At 45.4% G+C, this 15,778-nt stretch carries 16 protein-coding genes and 1 pseudogene; all 17 read left to right on the top strand.

The annotated features are described in order from the left end of the window. Positions 1–27: 27 nt before the first annotated feature. A pseudogene (locus tag ACTQWB_RS06035) lies at positions 28–162 on the top strand (hypothetical protein); the annotation flags it as partial. A gap of 31 nt (positions 163–193) precedes the next feature. Further along, positions 194–838: a hypothetical protein gene (locus ACTQWB_RS06030; protein ID WP_441500686.1), complete on the top strand. Its 645-nt coding sequence runs from the start codon at positions 194–196 to the stop codon at positions 836–838. A gap of 129 nt (positions 839–967) precedes the next feature. Then, entirely contained in the window at positions 968–2,215 is a 1,248-nt protein-coding gene (locus ACTQWB_RS06025; RefSeq protein ID WP_441500687.1) for a D-alanyl-D-alanine carboxypeptidase family protein, read from the top strand. A 254-nt stretch (positions 2,216–2,469) separates the two neighbouring features. After that, positions 2,470–4,218, top strand: a complete 1,749-nt coding sequence (locus ACTQWB_RS06020) for an ABC transporter ATP-binding protein (protein WP_441500688.1) — start codon at positions 2,470–2,472, stop codon at positions 4,216–4,218. Positions 4,219–4,300: 82 nt separating this feature from the next. Next, positions 4,301–5,329, top strand: a complete 1,029-nt coding sequence (locus ACTQWB_RS06015; protein ID WP_441500689.1) for a molybdopterin-binding protein — start codon at positions 4,301–4,303, stop codon at positions 5,327–5,329. Positions 5,330–5,374: 45 nt separating this feature from the next. Further along, on the top strand, positions 5,375–6,163 hold the full coding sequence (locus ACTQWB_RS06010) for a metallophosphoesterase (RefSeq protein WP_441500690.1): 789 nt from the start codon (positions 5,375–5,377) through the stop codon (positions 6,161–6,163). Positions 6,164–6,190: 27 nt separating this feature from the next. Further along, on the top strand, positions 6,191–6,247 hold the full coding sequence (locus ACTQWB_RS06005; RefSeq protein WP_441500895.1) for a hypothetical protein: 57 nt from the start codon (positions 6,191–6,193) through the stop codon (positions 6,245–6,247). A gap of 17 nt (positions 6,248–6,264) precedes the next feature. After that, the gene (locus ACTQWB_RS06000) at positions 6,265–7,056 is read left to right on the top strand and encodes a segregation and condensation protein A (protein ID WP_441500691.1); all 792 of its coding nucleotides are present in this window, start codon (positions 6,265–6,267) and stop codon (positions 7,054–7,056) included. 3 nt (positions 7,057–7,059) lie between these two features. Further along, entirely contained in the window at positions 7,060–7,629 is a 570-nt protein-coding gene (gene scpB, locus ACTQWB_RS05995) for an SMC-Scp complex subunit ScpB (protein ID WP_441483276.1), read from the top strand. Between the two features lie 36 nt (positions 7,630–7,665). Beyond that, positions 7,666–7,809 (top strand): DUF6783 domain-containing protein, encoded by a 144-nt coding sequence (locus ACTQWB_RS05990; protein WP_441514603.1) that lies wholly within the window; start codon positions 7,666–7,668, stop codon positions 7,807–7,809. A gap of 84 nt (positions 7,810–7,893) precedes the next feature. Beyond that, positions 7,894–8,691, top strand: coding sequence for a zinc dependent phospholipase C family protein (locus ACTQWB_RS05985; protein ID WP_441500692.1), 798 nt, complete (start codon positions 7,894–7,896; stop codon positions 8,689–8,691). A gap of 232 nt (positions 8,692–8,923) precedes the next feature. Further along, positions 8,924–10,246 carry a D-alanyl-D-alanine carboxypeptidase family protein gene (locus ACTQWB_RS05980; protein WP_441500693.1) on the top strand — a complete coding sequence of 441 codons (1,323 nt, stop codon included), beginning with the start codon at positions 8,924–8,926 and terminating at the stop codon, positions 10,244–10,246. A 172-nt stretch (positions 10,247–10,418) separates the two neighbouring features. After that, complete coding sequence (locus ACTQWB_RS05975; protein ID WP_441500694.1) at positions 10,419–11,855, top strand: acyl-CoA carboxylase subunit beta; 1,437 nt, start codon at positions 10,419–10,421, stop codon at positions 11,853–11,855. A gap of 14 nt (positions 11,856–11,869) precedes the next feature. Then, positions 11,870–12,598, top strand: coding sequence for an OadG family transporter subunit (locus ACTQWB_RS05970; RefSeq protein WP_441500695.1), 729 nt, complete (start codon positions 11,870–11,872; stop codon positions 12,596–12,598). A gap of 18 nt (positions 12,599–12,616) precedes the next feature. Continuing rightward, the gene (locus ACTQWB_RS05965) at positions 12,617–12,985 is read left to right on the top strand and encodes a biotin/lipoyl-binding carrier protein (RefSeq protein ID WP_441500696.1); all 369 of its coding nucleotides are present in this window, start codon (positions 12,617–12,619) and stop codon (positions 12,983–12,985) included. 16 nt (positions 12,986–13,001) lie between these two features. Further along, a complete protein-coding gene (locus ACTQWB_RS05960) occupies positions 13,002–14,150 on the top strand; it encodes a sodium ion-translocating decarboxylase subunit beta (protein WP_173717749.1) in 1,149 nt (382 codons plus the stop codon). A 94-nt stretch (positions 14,151–14,244) separates the two neighbouring features. Next, the gene (locus ACTQWB_RS05955) at positions 14,245–15,657 is read left to right on the top strand and encodes an oxaloacetate decarboxylase subunit alpha (protein ID WP_441500697.1); all 1,413 of its coding nucleotides are present in this window, start codon (positions 14,245–14,247) and stop codon (positions 15,655–15,657) included. Positions 15,658–15,778 lie beyond the last annotated feature (121 nt).

The following is a 15,778-nucleotide window of genomic DNA, read 5'->3' as shown; positions in this document are numbered from 1 at the left end:
GGAGCCTGCCCTTAAAATCATTCCTGCAATCTGCACGCCTCACTTTGCGGTGTGTTTCACCCGAATTTGGTTTTCGTGGCCCAGAGTTGTTTAACTATAAACTCCACAAAAATCACAAATAACTTACATATAGAACACAAGAAAATGCTCTATTCTTCTTAATGTAATCAAAAAGAAGAAAGGAGCATTTTTTATGAAAACAATGCAGAAAAACAAAGGGTTGAAAGTAAACGGAAAAGGGCTGGCACTGGGAATCTGTGCAGCAATTCTGGGAACTGTTGGTGTGGCAGGTATACCGCAGGCAGTAGTATGGGCGTATGCAGAGAGTTATACGGATGCAGACGGAAAGAGTGTGACGAAAGTTTTTCAAAATGGGGACACAGATACTGTGACTGATGAGATGGATGAAGTGACAGCAGTTGAAGCAGGAAATGATGCAGAATCTACTAAAGAATCAGCTACAGAGGATTTTTCCGTAACTGTTGTGCAGGATGGACAGAATCCAGATGATAAGGCGGATATAGAGATTGCGCAGGATTCGGCTGCAGACCAGGTTGGTTATATGGCGGACGGGAATAGTTATATTTATAATGCGCTAGGGCTGGAATATGATGAAGAGCAGAAAGCCTGGATGTGGAAAGGAAAACCAGTTTATGCGATCTGGTTTGGAGATGCGGGATTGACTATTTATGGAGATGTAAAGCCGGAAGGTGAGAATTGTCTGCATATTACATGGGAAAGCGGGGATGGAACTGCTACATTTAAGGTGCAGGAGATGACGAAGGAAGAATTGCAGAATGCGTATGATGAAAATGGGGACGGGACTTATTGGAAATAGTGGGAGACTGTGGTTTCCAGGACGCGCTTTCACAATGTATATCCACCGCTTTTTCGTGTAAGATAAGAGGAATAAAATAGGGACACAGGTTTTACAATAGAATAGAACTTATTTTTGAGGAGACATCCTATGCTTGGAAAGGCAATAAGAAAGGTGGTTTTACCCATTTTGCTTGCCGCCCTCATGGTGGGGGCTGGCTGTCGGATTACATATGGGGAAGAACAGGAGAAAAGGACAGAGGATAATACAAGTGGCAATACAGCTGCGCCCGTGGTGGAGCAGGAGCCAGCGGCTACAGATGATACTCTTGTGCAGGCACCTTCTGCTCTTTTAATGGAAGCCAGTACAGGCACTGTAATTTACGAAAAGGATCCGGATACCAGGCGAAGCCCAGCGAGTATTACGAAGATTATGACGTTAATCTTGATTTTTGATGCGTTGGAGAATGGTACACTGAAAATGGATGACATTGTAACCACCAGCGCCTACGCGAAATCTATGGGTGGCTCCCAGGTGTTTTTGGAAGAAGGGGAAACCCAGGACGTGGAGACGATGATCAAGTGCATTGTGATCGCCTCTGGAAATGATGCCAGTGTAGCAATGGCAGAGCATATTGGAGGCAGCGAGCAGGAGTTCGTGCGGCAGATGAATGAACGGGCAGCTGGCCTTGGAATGAAAAATACCCATTTTGTGGACTGCTGCGGACTGACAGACTCCACGGATCACTATACAACAGCCCGTGACATTGCCCTCATGAGCAGGGAACTGCTCACAAAATATCCGAAGATCCTGGAATATTCCTCTATCTGGATGGAAAATATCACCCATGTAACCAGACAAGGTTCCAAAGAGTTTGGATTAACGAACACCAACAAGCTTCTTCGCAGCTACGATGGCTGTGTAGGATTAAAAACAGGAAGTACCAGTCTGGCAAAGTACTGCGTATCTGCTGTGGCGTCTCGAAATAACATTACCTTGATTTCTGTAGTTATGGCAGCACCCGATTACAAAGTCCGCTTCAAGGACGCCGCGGCCATGTTGAATTATGGTTTTTCAAAATGCAGTCTTTACATTGATGAAAGTCCTGAAAAGCTTCCGTCTATAGAAATCCGGAAAGGAACCAAGCCCACCACAGAAGTAAAATATGAAAAGAACTTCCAGTATCTGAGCACCGACGGCAAAATCATAGACGAAGTGGAGCGGAAACTGAATCTGGAAACACAGGTTCAGGCCCCTATAAAAGAGGGCGATATTGCCGGTACCCTGGAGTATTACCAGAATGGTCAGAAGCTTGGCGAGGTCAATATTCTTTTTACAGAGACTATAGAAAAAGCTACCTATAAAAATTGTCTGGAAAAGTTATTAAAGTTATTGTAAAGAACGTAGTGTGGCAGGAGAACCTGATTTTTGTCTTTGCCCCTGAACGGACATGTCTGCTTAGGCAGACATGTCCATGAATGAAAGTCGATTGCGACCCGCCATTTGGTGCTTTCACAATTATAATAAAAATAGTTGTACAAATTGCAGAAGCATTTTGACAAAACAGTCCTCGTCGGTTTATAATAAACTCTGTATGAAAATTTTTGCAGCTGTCATACAAAAATACGGCTGCAAAAGCGGAGGAGAATCACATGAAACAAGAGAAAAAACAGCATGGCAGACTGAAAATGCTGGCAGGCTATTATAAACCATATAAAGGACTGTTCCTGGCAGATCTGTTTTTTGCATTTCTGGGTGCTGCAGTAACACTGGTTATTCCGTTGCTTGTCCGGTATATTATGAATTCAGTAAGTGAGATGCCGGCGCAGGAAGCCAAGGCAGTTATCCTGAAAATCGGTGTGGGAATGCTGGCACTGATCCTGGTACAGCTGGGAAGCCGCTATTTTATCACTTATTACGGACATATGATGGGGGCTTACATTGAACATGACATGCGAAATGAGATCTTCAGCCACTATCAGAAGCTTTCTTTTGCGTTTTATGATAACCAGAAGGTAGGCCATCTGCTTTCACGGATCACAAGCGACCTTTTTGACATTACAGAGCTTCTCCATCACGGACCAGAGGATATTCTGATTTCTGTGATCAAGCTGTTTGGAGCATTGATCATTCTTCTGAGCGTGAAACCCCAGATGGCACTGCTTTGCTTCGCGGTTGTGATCATTATGCTGGTTTATGCACTTGTCTACAATAAGAAAATGAAAAGTGCCTTTAAAGAAAACCGTGTGCGTATGGGTGAGATCAACAGCCAGATCGAAGACAGTCTTTCCGGAATCCGTGTGGTGAAATCATTTGGAAATGAGAAGAGAGAAATTGAGAAATTCCGGAAAGGAAACGAACGCTTTGTAGATGCCAAGCGTGTGACTTACCGCTATATGGCGGGATATCATGCCGGAATGGATGCCTTTACGACCTTGATCACAGTTGTGGCATTGGTTTCCGGCGCCATGTTTCTGGCATCCGGAAGCTTAAGTGCTACAGACCTTGTCACGTTCCTTTTGTATATTAATAATTTTACAGAGCCTGTTACCAAGCTGGTAAACTTCACCGAGCAGTTCCAGAATGGTTACAGCGGCTATGACCGTTTCCTGGAAATGATGTCCATTGCACCGGATATTGAGGATGCACCAGATGCAGTAGGGCTGGATCATGTAGAGGGCGATATCCGTTTTGAAAATGTTTCCTTCCACTATGAGGATAATAACGAGAAAGTCCTTTCCCATGTAAATCTGGAAGTGAAGCCCGGAGATTATGTGGCACTTGTAGGTTCTTCCGGTGCGGGAAAAACCACACTTTGCAGTCTGATCCCCAGATTTTATGACGTGACAGAGGGTGCAATCTATCTGGACGGAAAAGATATCCGTAAGATCAAGCTGAAGGATCTGCGCAGCCAGATTGGAATTGTACAGCAGGATGTTTACCTGTTTGCAGGCAATATTATGGAAAATATCCGTTATGGCCGGCCGGATGCCACAGATGAGGAAGTGATCCGGGCGGCGAAGCTGGCCAATGCCCATGATTTTATCATGGAAATGCCAGACAACTATGGTACCGATATCGGCCAGCGTGGTGTGAAGCTGTCCGGAGGACAGAAACAGCGTCTTTCCATTGCGAGAGCATTCCTTAAGAATCCGCCAATCCTGATTTTTGATGAAGCCACTTCCGCACTGGATAACGAGAGCGAGAAAGTCGTACAGGAATCACTGGAGCGTCTGGCGAAGGACAGGACTACATTTGTGATCGCACACAGACTTTCCACGATCCGCAATGCCAGAAGAATCCTGGTACTGACGGAAGACGGAATTGCAGAAGAAGGCACACACCAGGAATTGATGGAGAAAGACGGTGTTTACGCCAAGCTTTGCAAGGCAGGATTATAAAAGAGCTTCAGAGTCTGCGGCAGATGAAGAATCATTTTTGTGGGAATACGCGCTGAGGCGAAACTAGAAGGGAATCAATACAATGAAAGAAATAAAAACAGAAGACGCAGTAGGTCACATTCTTTGCCATGACATAACCCAGATCATCAAAGATAAGAAAAAAGGAGTTCTGTTTTCCAAAGGACATATTGTAAAAGAAGAGGATATCCCTCTTTTACTTTCCGTTGGAAAAGAGCATCTGTTTGTCTGGGAAAAGGAAGAGGGCATTCTTCATGAAAATGAAGGCGCTGCTATCTTATATAAAATCTGTGCAGGAAATTCCATGCATGGAACGGATGTAAAAGAGGGAAAAATCGAACTGGTGGCGGATGAAGACGGTGTGCTGAAAATACGCAGGGATGCCCTTCTGGCTGTGAATTCCCTGGGAGAGATGATGATCGCCTCCCGCCATGGAGATTTCCCGGTGAAAAAGGGGGATAAGCTGGCGGGCACCAGGATCATTCCTCTTGTGATCGAAAAAGAAAAGATGGACAAAGCTGTGGAAGCAGCTGGCCCGGAACCGGTTTTTTCCATACTTCCTTACCATTTCAAAAAGGTTGGGATTGTAACAACTGGAAGTGAGGTAAAAAAGGGGCTGATCCAGGATACCTTCACTCCTGTACTTCGGGAAAAGCTTGCTGAGTATCCTACAGAGGTGATCGGCCAGACCACTCCGGGAGACGACAAGGCACAGATCACCGCAGATATTATGGAATTCATCCGCCAGGGTGCTGATATGGTAGTCTGCAGTGGTGGCATGAGTGTGGATCCTGACGACCGCACCCCAGGAGGAATCCGTGATACTGGAGCCAGAGTGGTGACATACGGTGCGCCGGTATTGCCGGGAGCCATGCTTCTCATTGCATATTTTGAGAAAGACGGAAAACGGATTCCTATTCTTGGTCTGCCGGGCTGTGTTATGTATGCGAAACGTACGGTATTTGATCTGGTTCTGCCCAGAATCATGGCAGATGACGAGATCTTTGCAGAAGAGGTGGCAGCGTATGGAGAGGGCGGTCTCTGCCTGAATTGCAGCGTCTGTACATTCCCGAACTGCGGATTCGGAAAGTAAACGAACGGTGTGCCACTTGTGGAACCTGAAAATAAAAGGAGATTTATGGAAAAATTCCAAACAGTAACCTATGAAATCCACAACCCCAAAATAAAAAACAGAGTGAGTTTTGCCGTATTGGCAGACCTTCATGGAAATGAATTTGGGAAAGAGAACCAGCAGCTATTGGAAGAAATCGAAAAATATGCGCCGGATGCAATCCTCATCGCAGGAGATATGGTGGTACGGATGGAACCGGCTACCCTTGGAACAGCGGGCAAACTGTTGGGCACGCTGGCTCAAAGATATCCTGTTTTTTATGGTATGGGAAACCATGAAACAAGAATGAAGGCAAAGGAGCATATTTACCGGAATGAGTACCTGGAATATGAAAAGACGCTGCGGCAGCAGGGAATTCAGGTGCTGGCAAATGAGAAAAAACCGGTTTCCCTGGCTGGAAATTCTTTTATGATAAATGGATTGGAGCTGCCTCTGGAATATTACCATAAACCTTTTTCTCCAAAGCTTTCCGGAGAAAAGATGGAAGAACTGATGGGAAAAGCAGCTTCGGATACAATAAATATTCTGTTAGCCCATAATCCGAAATATGGCAAAACCTATTTTAACTGGGGGGCAGACCTGATCTTGTCTGGACATTACCATGGTGGTGTGCTTCGCTTTTCCAGGCATGTAGGTGCCATTAGTTCCCAGTTTATACCATTTCCCAGATACTGCTGCGGTGATTTTTACCAGGGACACCAGTGCATGGTCGTAAGCGCCGGGCTTGGAGAACACACAGTTCCTATTCGGATCCACAATCCGAGAGAACTGGTTTTTATTGATATGAAACCCTGAGCTTGTTTGAAAAATCATTCCTGCAATCTGCACGCCCCGCTTTGCGGTATATTTTGCAGAAAGCCTTTTTCAAACACGCTCTAAGGGAGAGAGGAAAGTTCATGGCAATTCCCGTAAAACTGAATGTTTTTGAAGGACCGCTTGACCTGCTCCTTCACCTTATAGATAAGAATAAAATTGATATTTATGATATACCGATCGTGGAGATCACAGACCAGTACATGGAATACATTCACGCCATGGAAAAAGAAGATCTGGGTGTTATGAGTGAATTTATGGTCATGGCAGCCACACTTCTGGATATCAAATGCCGGATGCTTCTTCCGAAAGAGGTGAACGAGGAAGGCGAAGAGGAAGACCCAAGAGCTGAGCTGGTTCAGAAGCTTTTGGAGTATAAGATGTATAAATATATGTCTTATGAGCTAAAGGACAAAATGGACGATGCCAGCGGCGTATATTTCCGGGAGCCGGATGTGCCCAAAGAGGTGCTCCAATACCGGGAGCCGGTAGACCCTTCTGAGCTTCTGGCCGGGCTTACCCTGGAGAAATTGAACGAGATTTACCAGTCAATCATAAGACGGCAGGATGACAGGCGGGACCCCATCCGAAGCCAGTTTGGCAAGATTGAGAAGGAAGAGGTCAGCCTTTCTGATAAAATGCTTGAGATGAAAGAATTTGCAAAGACTCACAGAAAATTCAGCTTCCGTGAACTGTTGAAAAAGCAGTGTTCCAAGGTACAGGTGATCGTTACCTTCCTTTCAGTGCTGGAGCTGATTAAAATGGGACATATTCACGTGGTCCAGGAGGAGATTTTTGACGACATCCAGATCGATGTTGTGACAGAACCGGAAACCTGGAAGAATCTGACAGAGTTTGCAGAGGAAGAAGGATAATATATGGAAATTAAACGACTAGAAGGTGCCATTGAGGCCATTCTGTTTGCAATGGGGGAATCTGTGGAGCTGGGGCAGATCGCGAAAGCAATCCAGCAGGATAAGCCTACGACAGAGAAGCTGATCCATAATCTGATGGATAAATATGAGGATGAGGGAAGAGGAATCCAGATCATTGAGCTGGAGGATTCTTATCAGCTTTGCACCAAACGGGATTATTATGGTTGCCTGATCCGGATTGCCATGCAGCCCAAGAAGCCTGCCCTTACAGATGTTATGCTGGAGACCTTATCTATCATTGCATATAAACAGCCTGTTACGAAAGCAGAAATCGAGAAAATCCGTGGTGTAAAAAGTGATCATGCAGTAAATAAGCTGGTAGAATATAATCTGGTAAAAGAGCTGGGAAGGCTGGACGCACCGGGAAGACCGATCCTTTTTGGTACCACAGAGGAATTCCTGCGGACTTTCGGAGTGCAGGGGCTGGAAGAGCTTCCAGCTGTGGATCCGGTGAAAATGGCAGACTTTAAAGCTGAGGCGGAAGAAGAAGTACAGTTGAAGCTGGATGTGTAAGAGGTTCCAATATATAAAAGAGATTCTAGAGCCTGTTTGAAAAATCATTCCTGCAATCTGCACGCCCCACTTTGCGGTATATTTTGCCCTCTTTCAGTCAGCGTAGCCCGCTACGCTTCCCTCAATCGGACAAAATCTCCCACAAATTGTGACGCACATCTTCCAGAAAGCCTTTTTTAAACACGCTCTAAGGCTTTTCGCATTATGATACAAAAAAGAGTAAGCCGCAGATAAATTACGGCGTATAAGACAGGAGAGGATAAAATGCCCACAACATATGCACATGATTTGTTTGGTCAGAAGATATACAGACAGATGCCGGATGAGGTGAAAAAGATCATCCGCAGAAACGGGGAACTGTATCGGATCGGTCTTCATGGACCGGATATTTTCTTCTATTATTTTATTTTCCAAAATCATGTAAGCCGTGTAGGATACCGTATGCACAAGGAAAAAGCCTGTGCATTTTTTGTCCAGGGGATGGAACAGGTCAGGGAGACCGGGGATGAGGCCCTTCTTGCCTATCTTCTTGGTTTTGGCTGCCATTACCTTCTGGATTCTTCCTGTCATCCTTTTGTCAATGAGATGAATGACAAAGGCATCATTTCCCACAGTCTCCTTGAAATCGAATTCGACCGGTATCTTATGGAAGAAAATGGGAAAAATCCTTATTCCTATTATCCTTCTGACTGCATTAAAGCGAAGAAGAAAAATGCAGAGGAGATCCACAAGGTATTTCCGCTGGTCAGGAAAGGGGATATTCTCCTTAGCTTAAAGCTGATGAAATTTATGACGAATCAGCTGGTTTGTGATGATGGCGGTGCAAGGCGGGCGCGCCTGTCCAGGATATCCAGTCTTGGAGGAAGAAAAGCCCAGTCCGTACTGATTGACCATTATATGATGGCCCAGCCGGCAGGGGGAAGCAGAGAACCGGTGGAGAAATTGAATGCACTGTTTGAAAAAGCTGTGGAAGAGGCTCCGGCAGAATTGTTGGAACTGTACCAGCTTTCCAAAGAGAATAAGCCGTTGTCAGCGCGGTGGAATCTGACTTACAATGGTTAGTGAAAAAACTGAGGTGAAAAATTGAATACAAAATTTTTACAGGGACAGGTATTTTCAGAAGATATCTGTCCCTGCTGGCATATTACGGACTGGTCCGCGTAAAATTATTAATAGGATGATGCCAGAGCCTTTTTCAAACACGCTCCAGGGACAAAAGTTCAGAATACTGTTCGTGCTTCTACGATAAAAGGTGTAAAGTATAGATGGCTATAAAAGAAGGGAAAGGTGAATCATGAAAGGCAGAGGTAAACATTGGCTTTTCCTACTTGCTGCTTTGCAGATTTTTGCCGCAGCAGTTCCGGCAACTGGAAGCAGCAGAGAAAACAGTACACAGGCTGTCAGTCCGGTAGTGCAGATGATCCCTGCCGCTGTTGATATGAAAGAGACGGATGGACCTGGAAACCTTTATGCTTTATCTGCAGTTCTCATGGATGGGGATTCCGGCAGGGTCTTATATGAGAAAGAAGGCTATACTGCCCGGCCTAATGCAAGTACCACGAAAGTGATGACCTGTATTCTCGCCCTGGAAAATGGCGCTGGCGATGATTATGTTATGGTATCGAAAAATGCTGCTTCCCAGCCAGAGGTAAAGCTGAATCTGAAAGAAGGAGAGCAGTATTATCTGGAAGACCTTCTTTATTCTTTAATGTTAAAAAGCCACAATGACACCGCTGTGGCGATTGCGGAACATATCGGCGGTTCTGTAGAAGGTTTTGCGAAAATGATGAACGCAAAGGCAAAAGAAATCGGCTGCACGAATACCCATTTTGTTACCCCCAATGGTCTGGACAGTGCAGATGCCGGTGGTGTCCATCAGACAACAGCCCGTGATCTGGCCTTGATCATGAGCTACGCGGTAAAAAATAAGACTTTTCTCCATATTACCCAGACCAGGGATTATTCCTTTACAGATCTTTCCGGAAAAAGACAGTTTTCAGTCCATAATGCAAATGCTTTCCTGGATATGACGCCAGACGCAGTTTCCGGAAAAACCGGTTTCACAGGAAATGCAGGCTATTGTTATGTGGCTGCCTGTGAAAATGACGGGAGAAGCTTTATCATTTCCCTCCTTGGCTGTGGCTGGCCCAATAATAAAAGCTATAAATGGAAAGATACCATGAAGCTGCTGGAATATGGAAAGGAAAATTTCCATAAGGAGACATACTGGCAGGAACCAAAGATTCCCAGGATACCGGTTCAAAATGGAGTTGCAGCTCCTGGTCTGGAAAGCACAGATCAGACTGACAGCGGAAATAAGATTATAGAAGTGCAGAAAGAGGAGCCATCGGCGGCCTATATAAATGGGATTGTGGAGGCGTCGGCTTCTGACCGGGAAAAGCAGATTCTTCTAAAAAACGGGGAAAAAGTAACCTGTCATCTGCGCTATGAGGAAAATTTGACAGCACCTGTAAAAAAAGGACAGAAAATCGGACAGGTTACGTTTTGCCTGGGCGAACTGGTGCTGGCCCGCTATAATCTGGTGGCAGACCGCAATATCGTCAAAATTACCTATTTGTGGTGCGTAAATAAAGTGTTTCATGACTTTTTTCACTAAAAACCCAGATGGAATATGTATGGTATACCAAAAAATCCCCCGAAAAACGAGGGATTTTTTTGCATAAAAACACGGAAAACTATTGAAAAATTGTGTGAAAAAATGTACAATTAGAATCGGCAGATTTTTTGGTTATACTTTTAAATTATTATAAAATGGAGGGCAAGAAAGAATGAGTAACGCAACACAAAGCTTAGCAGGCACAAGAATCACTTCTTTGCTTGACGCGAACAGTTTTGTTGAGATCGGCCAAAGTGTAACAGCCAGAAATACAGATTTCAACATGACTGAGAAAAAAGCACCTTCAGACGGTGTTATTACCGGATATGGTGTAATTGATGGAAATCTGGTGTATGTGTACAGCCAGGATGTTTCCGTACTGAACGGAACTGTTGGTGAGATGCATGCCAAGAAGATTACCAGACTTTATGATATGGCTATGAAGACCGGTGCCCCGGTGATCGGCCTGATCGACTGCGCAGGTCTCCGCCTTCAGGAGGCTACTGATGCACTGGAAGCATTCGGTGAGATTTATATGAAGCAGACTCTGGCATCCGGACTGATCCCACAGATCACAGGCATTTTCGGTACCTGTGGCGGTGGTATGGCTCTCGTACCAGCACTGACAGATTTTACCTTTGTTGAAGAGAAGAAAGGCAAACTGTTTGTAAACACCCCGAACGCCCTTGCAGGCAATAATATTTCCAAATGTGATACATCTGCTGCTAAATTCCAGAGTGAAGAGACAGGTCTCGTAGACGGAGTTGGTACTGAGGATGAGATCCTTGGAAAGATCCGTGAGCTTGTAACATATCTGCCATCTAACTGTGAGGACACCGATTCCTACATGGAATGCACAGATGATCTGAACCGTGTATGTGAGGACATTGAGAACTGCACAGGTGATACAGCTATCGCACTTTCCAGAATCGCAGATAACGGACAGTTCTTCGAAGTAAAGGCTGACTACGGCAAGAGCGTTGCTGTTGGATTCATCAGACTGAACGGAGCAACTGTTGGTGCTGTTGCAAACAGAAGCGAGAGCTATGACGCTGAGGGCAATAAGGTATGGGAATCTGACGGAAGTCTTTCCGCAAGAGGCGCAAGAAAAGCTGCAGAGTTCGTGAAATTCTGTGATGCTTTCGAGATCCCGGTACTTACTCTTACTAACGTAAACGGCTTCAAGGCTACTGTATGTGGTGAGAAGATGATGGCAAAATCTGTTGGAGCACTGGTTCATGCATTTGCAGATGCTACTGTTCCGAAGGTTAATGTGATCATTGGCAAAGCATTTGGAACAGCTTACACAGCTATGAACAGCAAAGCAATCGGCGCAGACATGGTATACGCATGGGAGAATGCCCAAATCGGTATGATGGATGCTGATCTTGCAGCTAAGATCATGTATGCAGGCGATAATGCCGCTTCTCTTTCTGAGAAAGCAGCAGAGTATAGAGAGCTTCAGAACTCTGTTTCTTCCGCAGCAGCAAGAGGATATGTTGACACCATTATCAGCCCGGCTGATACAAGAAAATATGTGATCGGAGCATTTGAAATGCTGTTCACAAAAAGGGAAGAACGTCCGTCCAAGAAACATGGCACGGTCTAAGCGAGGTGGAGCATATGAAACAGATTTTTAAGAAAGTATCCTCCCTTTGCACAGTACTTCTCATGATGGCAGTGCTCACTCTTACCGGCGCTTCTTCTGTATGGGCCGAAGAGGTAGACGACACTGTGAAACAGACACTGGTTACCACTGCTGAGGGACTTACCGATACGATCATCGCACTCAGTGATGAGGATATAGACAATTATTCCCAGTCATCTGACGCGTTTACAGTTGGTGCAATGTCTGCATGGGCAGGTTCCAAGTCTGAGCTTGGCGCTCTCAAGGAGAGAACTGGCGAGACAGAGGTGAAAGCTTCTGATGACGGTTATACCGTTACCGTACCGGTTTCCTTTGAGAAAGCAGATGCAAACTTTGTTTATATTTTCGACGCTTCTACAGGAGCACCTACATCCCTTACTGTTGATGTACAGTACTCCATGGCAGAGACCTTAAGAAGAGCCGTTATGAATACCATCATGGGTATTGCAATTGTATTCATTGTTCTTATTTTCCTCAGCTTCCTGATCTATCTGTTCAGATTTATCCCGAATCCGGAAGCGAAGAAAAAAGCACAGGCAGCACCTGCACCTGCTCCGGTGGCAGCACCAGTGGAAGTACAGGAGACTGCAGATGATACAGAACTGATCGCGGTTATCGCAGCAGCAATCGCAGCAGCTGAGGGAACCACTACAGATGGATTTGTTGTTCGTTCCATCCGCAAAATCAATCGTAAAAAAAGATAAGTACAGGAGGATCCTAAAATGAAAAGTTATACAATTACCGTTAACGGAACAGCATATGAAGTAACTGTTGAAGAGACAGGAAGCGTTTCCGCACCAGTAGCTGCAGCTCCTGCAGCAGCACCGAAAGCAGCACCTGCACCGAAGGCAGCTCCTAAGGCAGCAGCTGGAGCAGGTTCAGTTAAAGTTACAGCTTCCGTACCTGGAAAGGTTCTGAAAATCGCTGCAAGCGTTGGACAGGCTGTAAAAGCTGGTGACAGCATTGTAATCCTGGAGTCCATGAAGATGGAGATCCCGGTAGTAGCTCCTCAGGACGGAACCGTTGCAAGCATTGATGTTGCAGAAGGTGCCTCTGTAGAAAATGGAGATACCCTGGCAACAATGAACTAAGTCGGGAGGTAATAGGATGTCTTACGTAGCAGACACTTTGTCCAACCTGATCCATCAGACCGCATTCTTTAACCTGACATGGGGTAACTACCTGATGATCGTGGTTGCTTGTGTATTCTTATATCTTGCCATTGCAAAAGGATTTGAGCCGCTTCTGCTTGTTCCGATTGCATTTGGTATGCTCCTTGTTAATATTTATCCAGACATTATGGCGAATCCGGAAGACATGTCCAATGGTGTTGGCGGTCTCCTCCATTACTTCTATATCCTTGATGAGTGGAGTATTCTTCCTTCCCTTATCTTCATGGGTGTAGGTGCCATGACAGACTTCGGTCCGCTGATCGCGAACCCGAAGAGCTTCCTGATGGGTGCTGCAGCACAGCTTGGTATCTACATGGCTTACTTCCTTGCAATCTTCCTTGGATTCAATGGTAAGGCAGCCGCAGCGATTTCCATCATCGGTGGAGCTGACGGCCCGACCTCCATTTTCCTTGCTGGTAAGCTGGGACAGACAGCTCTTATGGGACCGATCGCCGTGGCGGCATATTCCTATATGTCACTGGTTCCGATCATCCAGCCTCCGATCATGAAACTGTTCACAACTGAGAAAGAGCGTAAGATCAAGATGGAGCAGCTTCGTCCTGTATCCAAGCTTGAGAAGATTCTTTTCCCGATTGTGATCACCATCGTTGTCTGCATGATCCTTCCTACAACAGCTCCTCTTGTTGGTATGCTTATGCTTGGTAACCTGTTCAGAGAGTGCGGTGTTGTAAAACAGCTTACAGAGACAGCTTCCAATGCACTTATGTACATCGTAGTTATCCTTCTTGGTACATCTGTTGGTGCTTCCACAAGTGCAGAGGCATTCCTTAATGTTGATACTCTGAAAATCGTTGTATTAGGTCTTGTGGCATTTGCGTGTGGTACTTTTGGCGGTGTTATGCTTGGAAAGCTTATGTGCAAGCTCACAGGCGGCAAGATCAATCCGCTTATCGGTTCCGCTGGTGTATCTGCGGTACCTATGGCAGCCCGTGTTTCCCAGAAGGTTGGTGCTGAGGCTGATCCGACCAACTTCCTTCTGATGCACGCAATGGGACCAAACGTTGCCGGTGTTATCGGTACAGCTGTTGCTGCCGGTGCATTCATGGCTATTTACGGAATCTAATAATGCCAGGGTTTCAAAGTCGAAAAGCCGTTCGTGCCTGCACGATAAGACGATTGACCTTGAAACCCGTATAAAATAAATAAGGAGAACAATTATGGCAGAAATTGAAAAAAAACCTGTTAAAATTGTGGAAACCATTCTGCGTGATGCACATCAGTCCCTGATTGCAACCCGTATGACAACAGAGCAGATGCTTCCAATCGTTGATAAACTTGATAAAGTAGGCTACCATGCAGTTGAGTGCTGGGGCGGTGCTACTTTCGATGCAAGCCTTCGTTTCCTTCATGAGGATCCGTGGGAAAGACTTCGTAAATTACGTGATGGATTCAAGAACACTAAGCTGCAGATGCTTTTCCGTGGCCAGAACATTCTTGGATACCGTCCATACGCAGATGATGTTGTTGAATACTTTGTTCAGAAATCCCTGGCAAATGGTATCGATATCATCCGTATCTTTGACTGTATGAACGATCTTCGTAACCTTCAGACTGCTGTACATGCTGCAAATAAGGAGCATGGTCATGCACAGGTTGCTCTTTCCTATACACTGGGTGATGCTTATACTCTTGAGTACTGGACAAGCATTGCAAAGCGTATCGAGGAAATGGGTGCAGATTCCATCTGTATCAAGGATATGGCAGGACTTCTTCTTCCATATAAAGCAACTGAGCTTGTTACAGCTTTAAAAGAGACTGTTAAGATCCCGATCGATCTTCATACACATTACACATCAGGTGTGGCTTCCATGACTTACTTAAAGGCTGTTGAAGCTGGTGTTGATATCATTGATACTGCAATGTCTCCATTTGCACTGGGTACTTCCCAGCCTGCAACTGAGGTTATGGTTGAGACCTTCAAGGGTACTCCATATGATACAGGATTTGACCAGCAGCTTCTTGCTGAGATCGCTGACTACTTCCGCCCAATGCGTGACGAGGCTCTTGAGAGCGGTCTTCTGAATCCGAAGAACCTTGGTGTTAATATCAAGACTCTTCTGTATCAGGTACCAGGTGGTATGTTATCCAACCTTACTTCCCAGCTGAAAGAGCAGCACGCAGAAGATAAATTCTACGATGTTCTTGAGGAAGTTCCGCGTGTACGTAAAGACCTTGGTGAGCCGCCGCTTGTTACTCCGTCTTCCCAGATCGTTGGTACACAGGCTGTATTTAACGTTCTTATGGGCGAGAGATACAAGATGGTTACCAAAGAGACCAAAGATGTTCTCAGCGGAAAATATGGTGCAACAGCCAAACCATTCAATCCGGAAGTACAGAAGAAATGTATCGGCGACACCGTGCCGATCACCTGCCGTCCGGCAGACCTTCTTGATAACGAGCTGGATAAACTTGAGGGCGAAATGGCTCAGTACAAAGAGCAGGATGAGGATGTTCTGTCCTATGCACTGTTCCCACAGGTTGCTACTGACTTCTTCAAGTATCGTCAGGCTCAGCAGACAAAGGTTGATGAGACTGCTGCTGATACAAAGAACGGAGCATATCCGGTTTAATCAGTAATGAATATATTTCTGTGGGCCTGGAAACTGTGCCGATAGAAACATGATGAAAGACACGTGCAGAAAAGATTATTTGCACGTGTCTTTTTAAAAAATATACGTGAAATCTGTTTGA

Origin of the sequence: Blautia sp. HCP3S3_H10_2, assembly GCF_052122375.1 — a bacterium.
Lineage (GTDB): Bacteria > Bacillota > Clostridia > Lachnospirales > Lachnospiraceae > Blautia_A.
The sequence above is the reverse complement of the archived record's forward strand: the minus strand, read 5'-3'. Positions and strand labels throughout refer to the sequence as shown.

What these genes read in the sequence shown, in the direction of transcription:
- ACTQWB_RS06030 (WP_441500686.1), top strand. Translation starts at nt 194, where the DNA reads ATGAAAACAATGCAGAAAAACAAAGGGTTGAAAGTAAACGGAAAAGGG.
- ACTQWB_RS06025 (WP_441500687.1), top strand. Translation starts at nt 968, where the DNA reads ATGCTTGGAAAGGCAATAAGAAAGGTGGTTTTACCCATTTTGCTTGCC.
- ACTQWB_RS06020 (WP_441500688.1), top strand. Translation starts at nt 2,470, where the DNA reads ATGAAACAAGAGAAAAAACAGCATGGCAGACTGAAAATGCTGGCAGGC.
- ACTQWB_RS06015 (WP_441500689.1), top strand. Translation starts at nt 4,301, where the DNA reads ATGAAAGAAATAAAAACAGAAGACGCAGTAGGTCACATTCTTTGCCAT.
- ACTQWB_RS06010 (WP_441500690.1), top strand. Translation starts at nt 5,375, where the DNA reads ATGGAAAAATTCCAAACAGTAACCTATGAAATCCACAACCCCAAAATA.
- ACTQWB_RS06000 (WP_441500691.1), top strand. Translation starts at nt 6,265, where the DNA reads ATGGCAATTCCCGTAAAACTGAATGTTTTTGAAGGACCGCTTGACCTG.
- scpB (WP_441483276.1), top strand. Translation starts at nt 7,060, where the DNA reads ATGGAAATTAAACGACTAGAAGGTGCCATTGAGGCCATTCTGTTTGCA.
- ACTQWB_RS05985 (WP_441500692.1), top strand. Translation starts at nt 7,894, where the DNA reads ATGCCCACAACATATGCACATGATTTGTTTGGTCAGAAGATATACAGA.
- ACTQWB_RS05980 (WP_441500693.1), top strand. Translation starts at nt 8,924, where the DNA reads ATGAAAGGCAGAGGTAAACATTGGCTTTTCCTACTTGCTGCTTTGCAG.
- ACTQWB_RS05975 (WP_441500694.1), top strand. Translation starts at nt 10,419, where the DNA reads ATGAGTAACGCAACACAAAGCTTAGCAGGCACAAGAATCACTTCTTTG.
- ACTQWB_RS05970 (WP_441500695.1), top strand. Translation starts at nt 11,870, where the DNA reads ATGAAACAGATTTTTAAGAAAGTATCCTCCCTTTGCACAGTACTTCTC.
- ACTQWB_RS05965 (WP_441500696.1), top strand. Translation starts at nt 12,617, where the DNA reads ATGAAAAGTTATACAATTACCGTTAACGGAACAGCATATGAAGTAACT.
- ACTQWB_RS05960 (WP_173717749.1), top strand. Translation starts at nt 13,002, where the DNA reads ATGTCTTACGTAGCAGACACTTTGTCCAACCTGATCCATCAGACCGCA.
- ACTQWB_RS05955 (WP_441500697.1), top strand. Translation starts at nt 14,245, where the DNA reads ATGGCAGAAATTGAAAAAAAACCTGTTAAAATTGTGGAAACCATTCTG.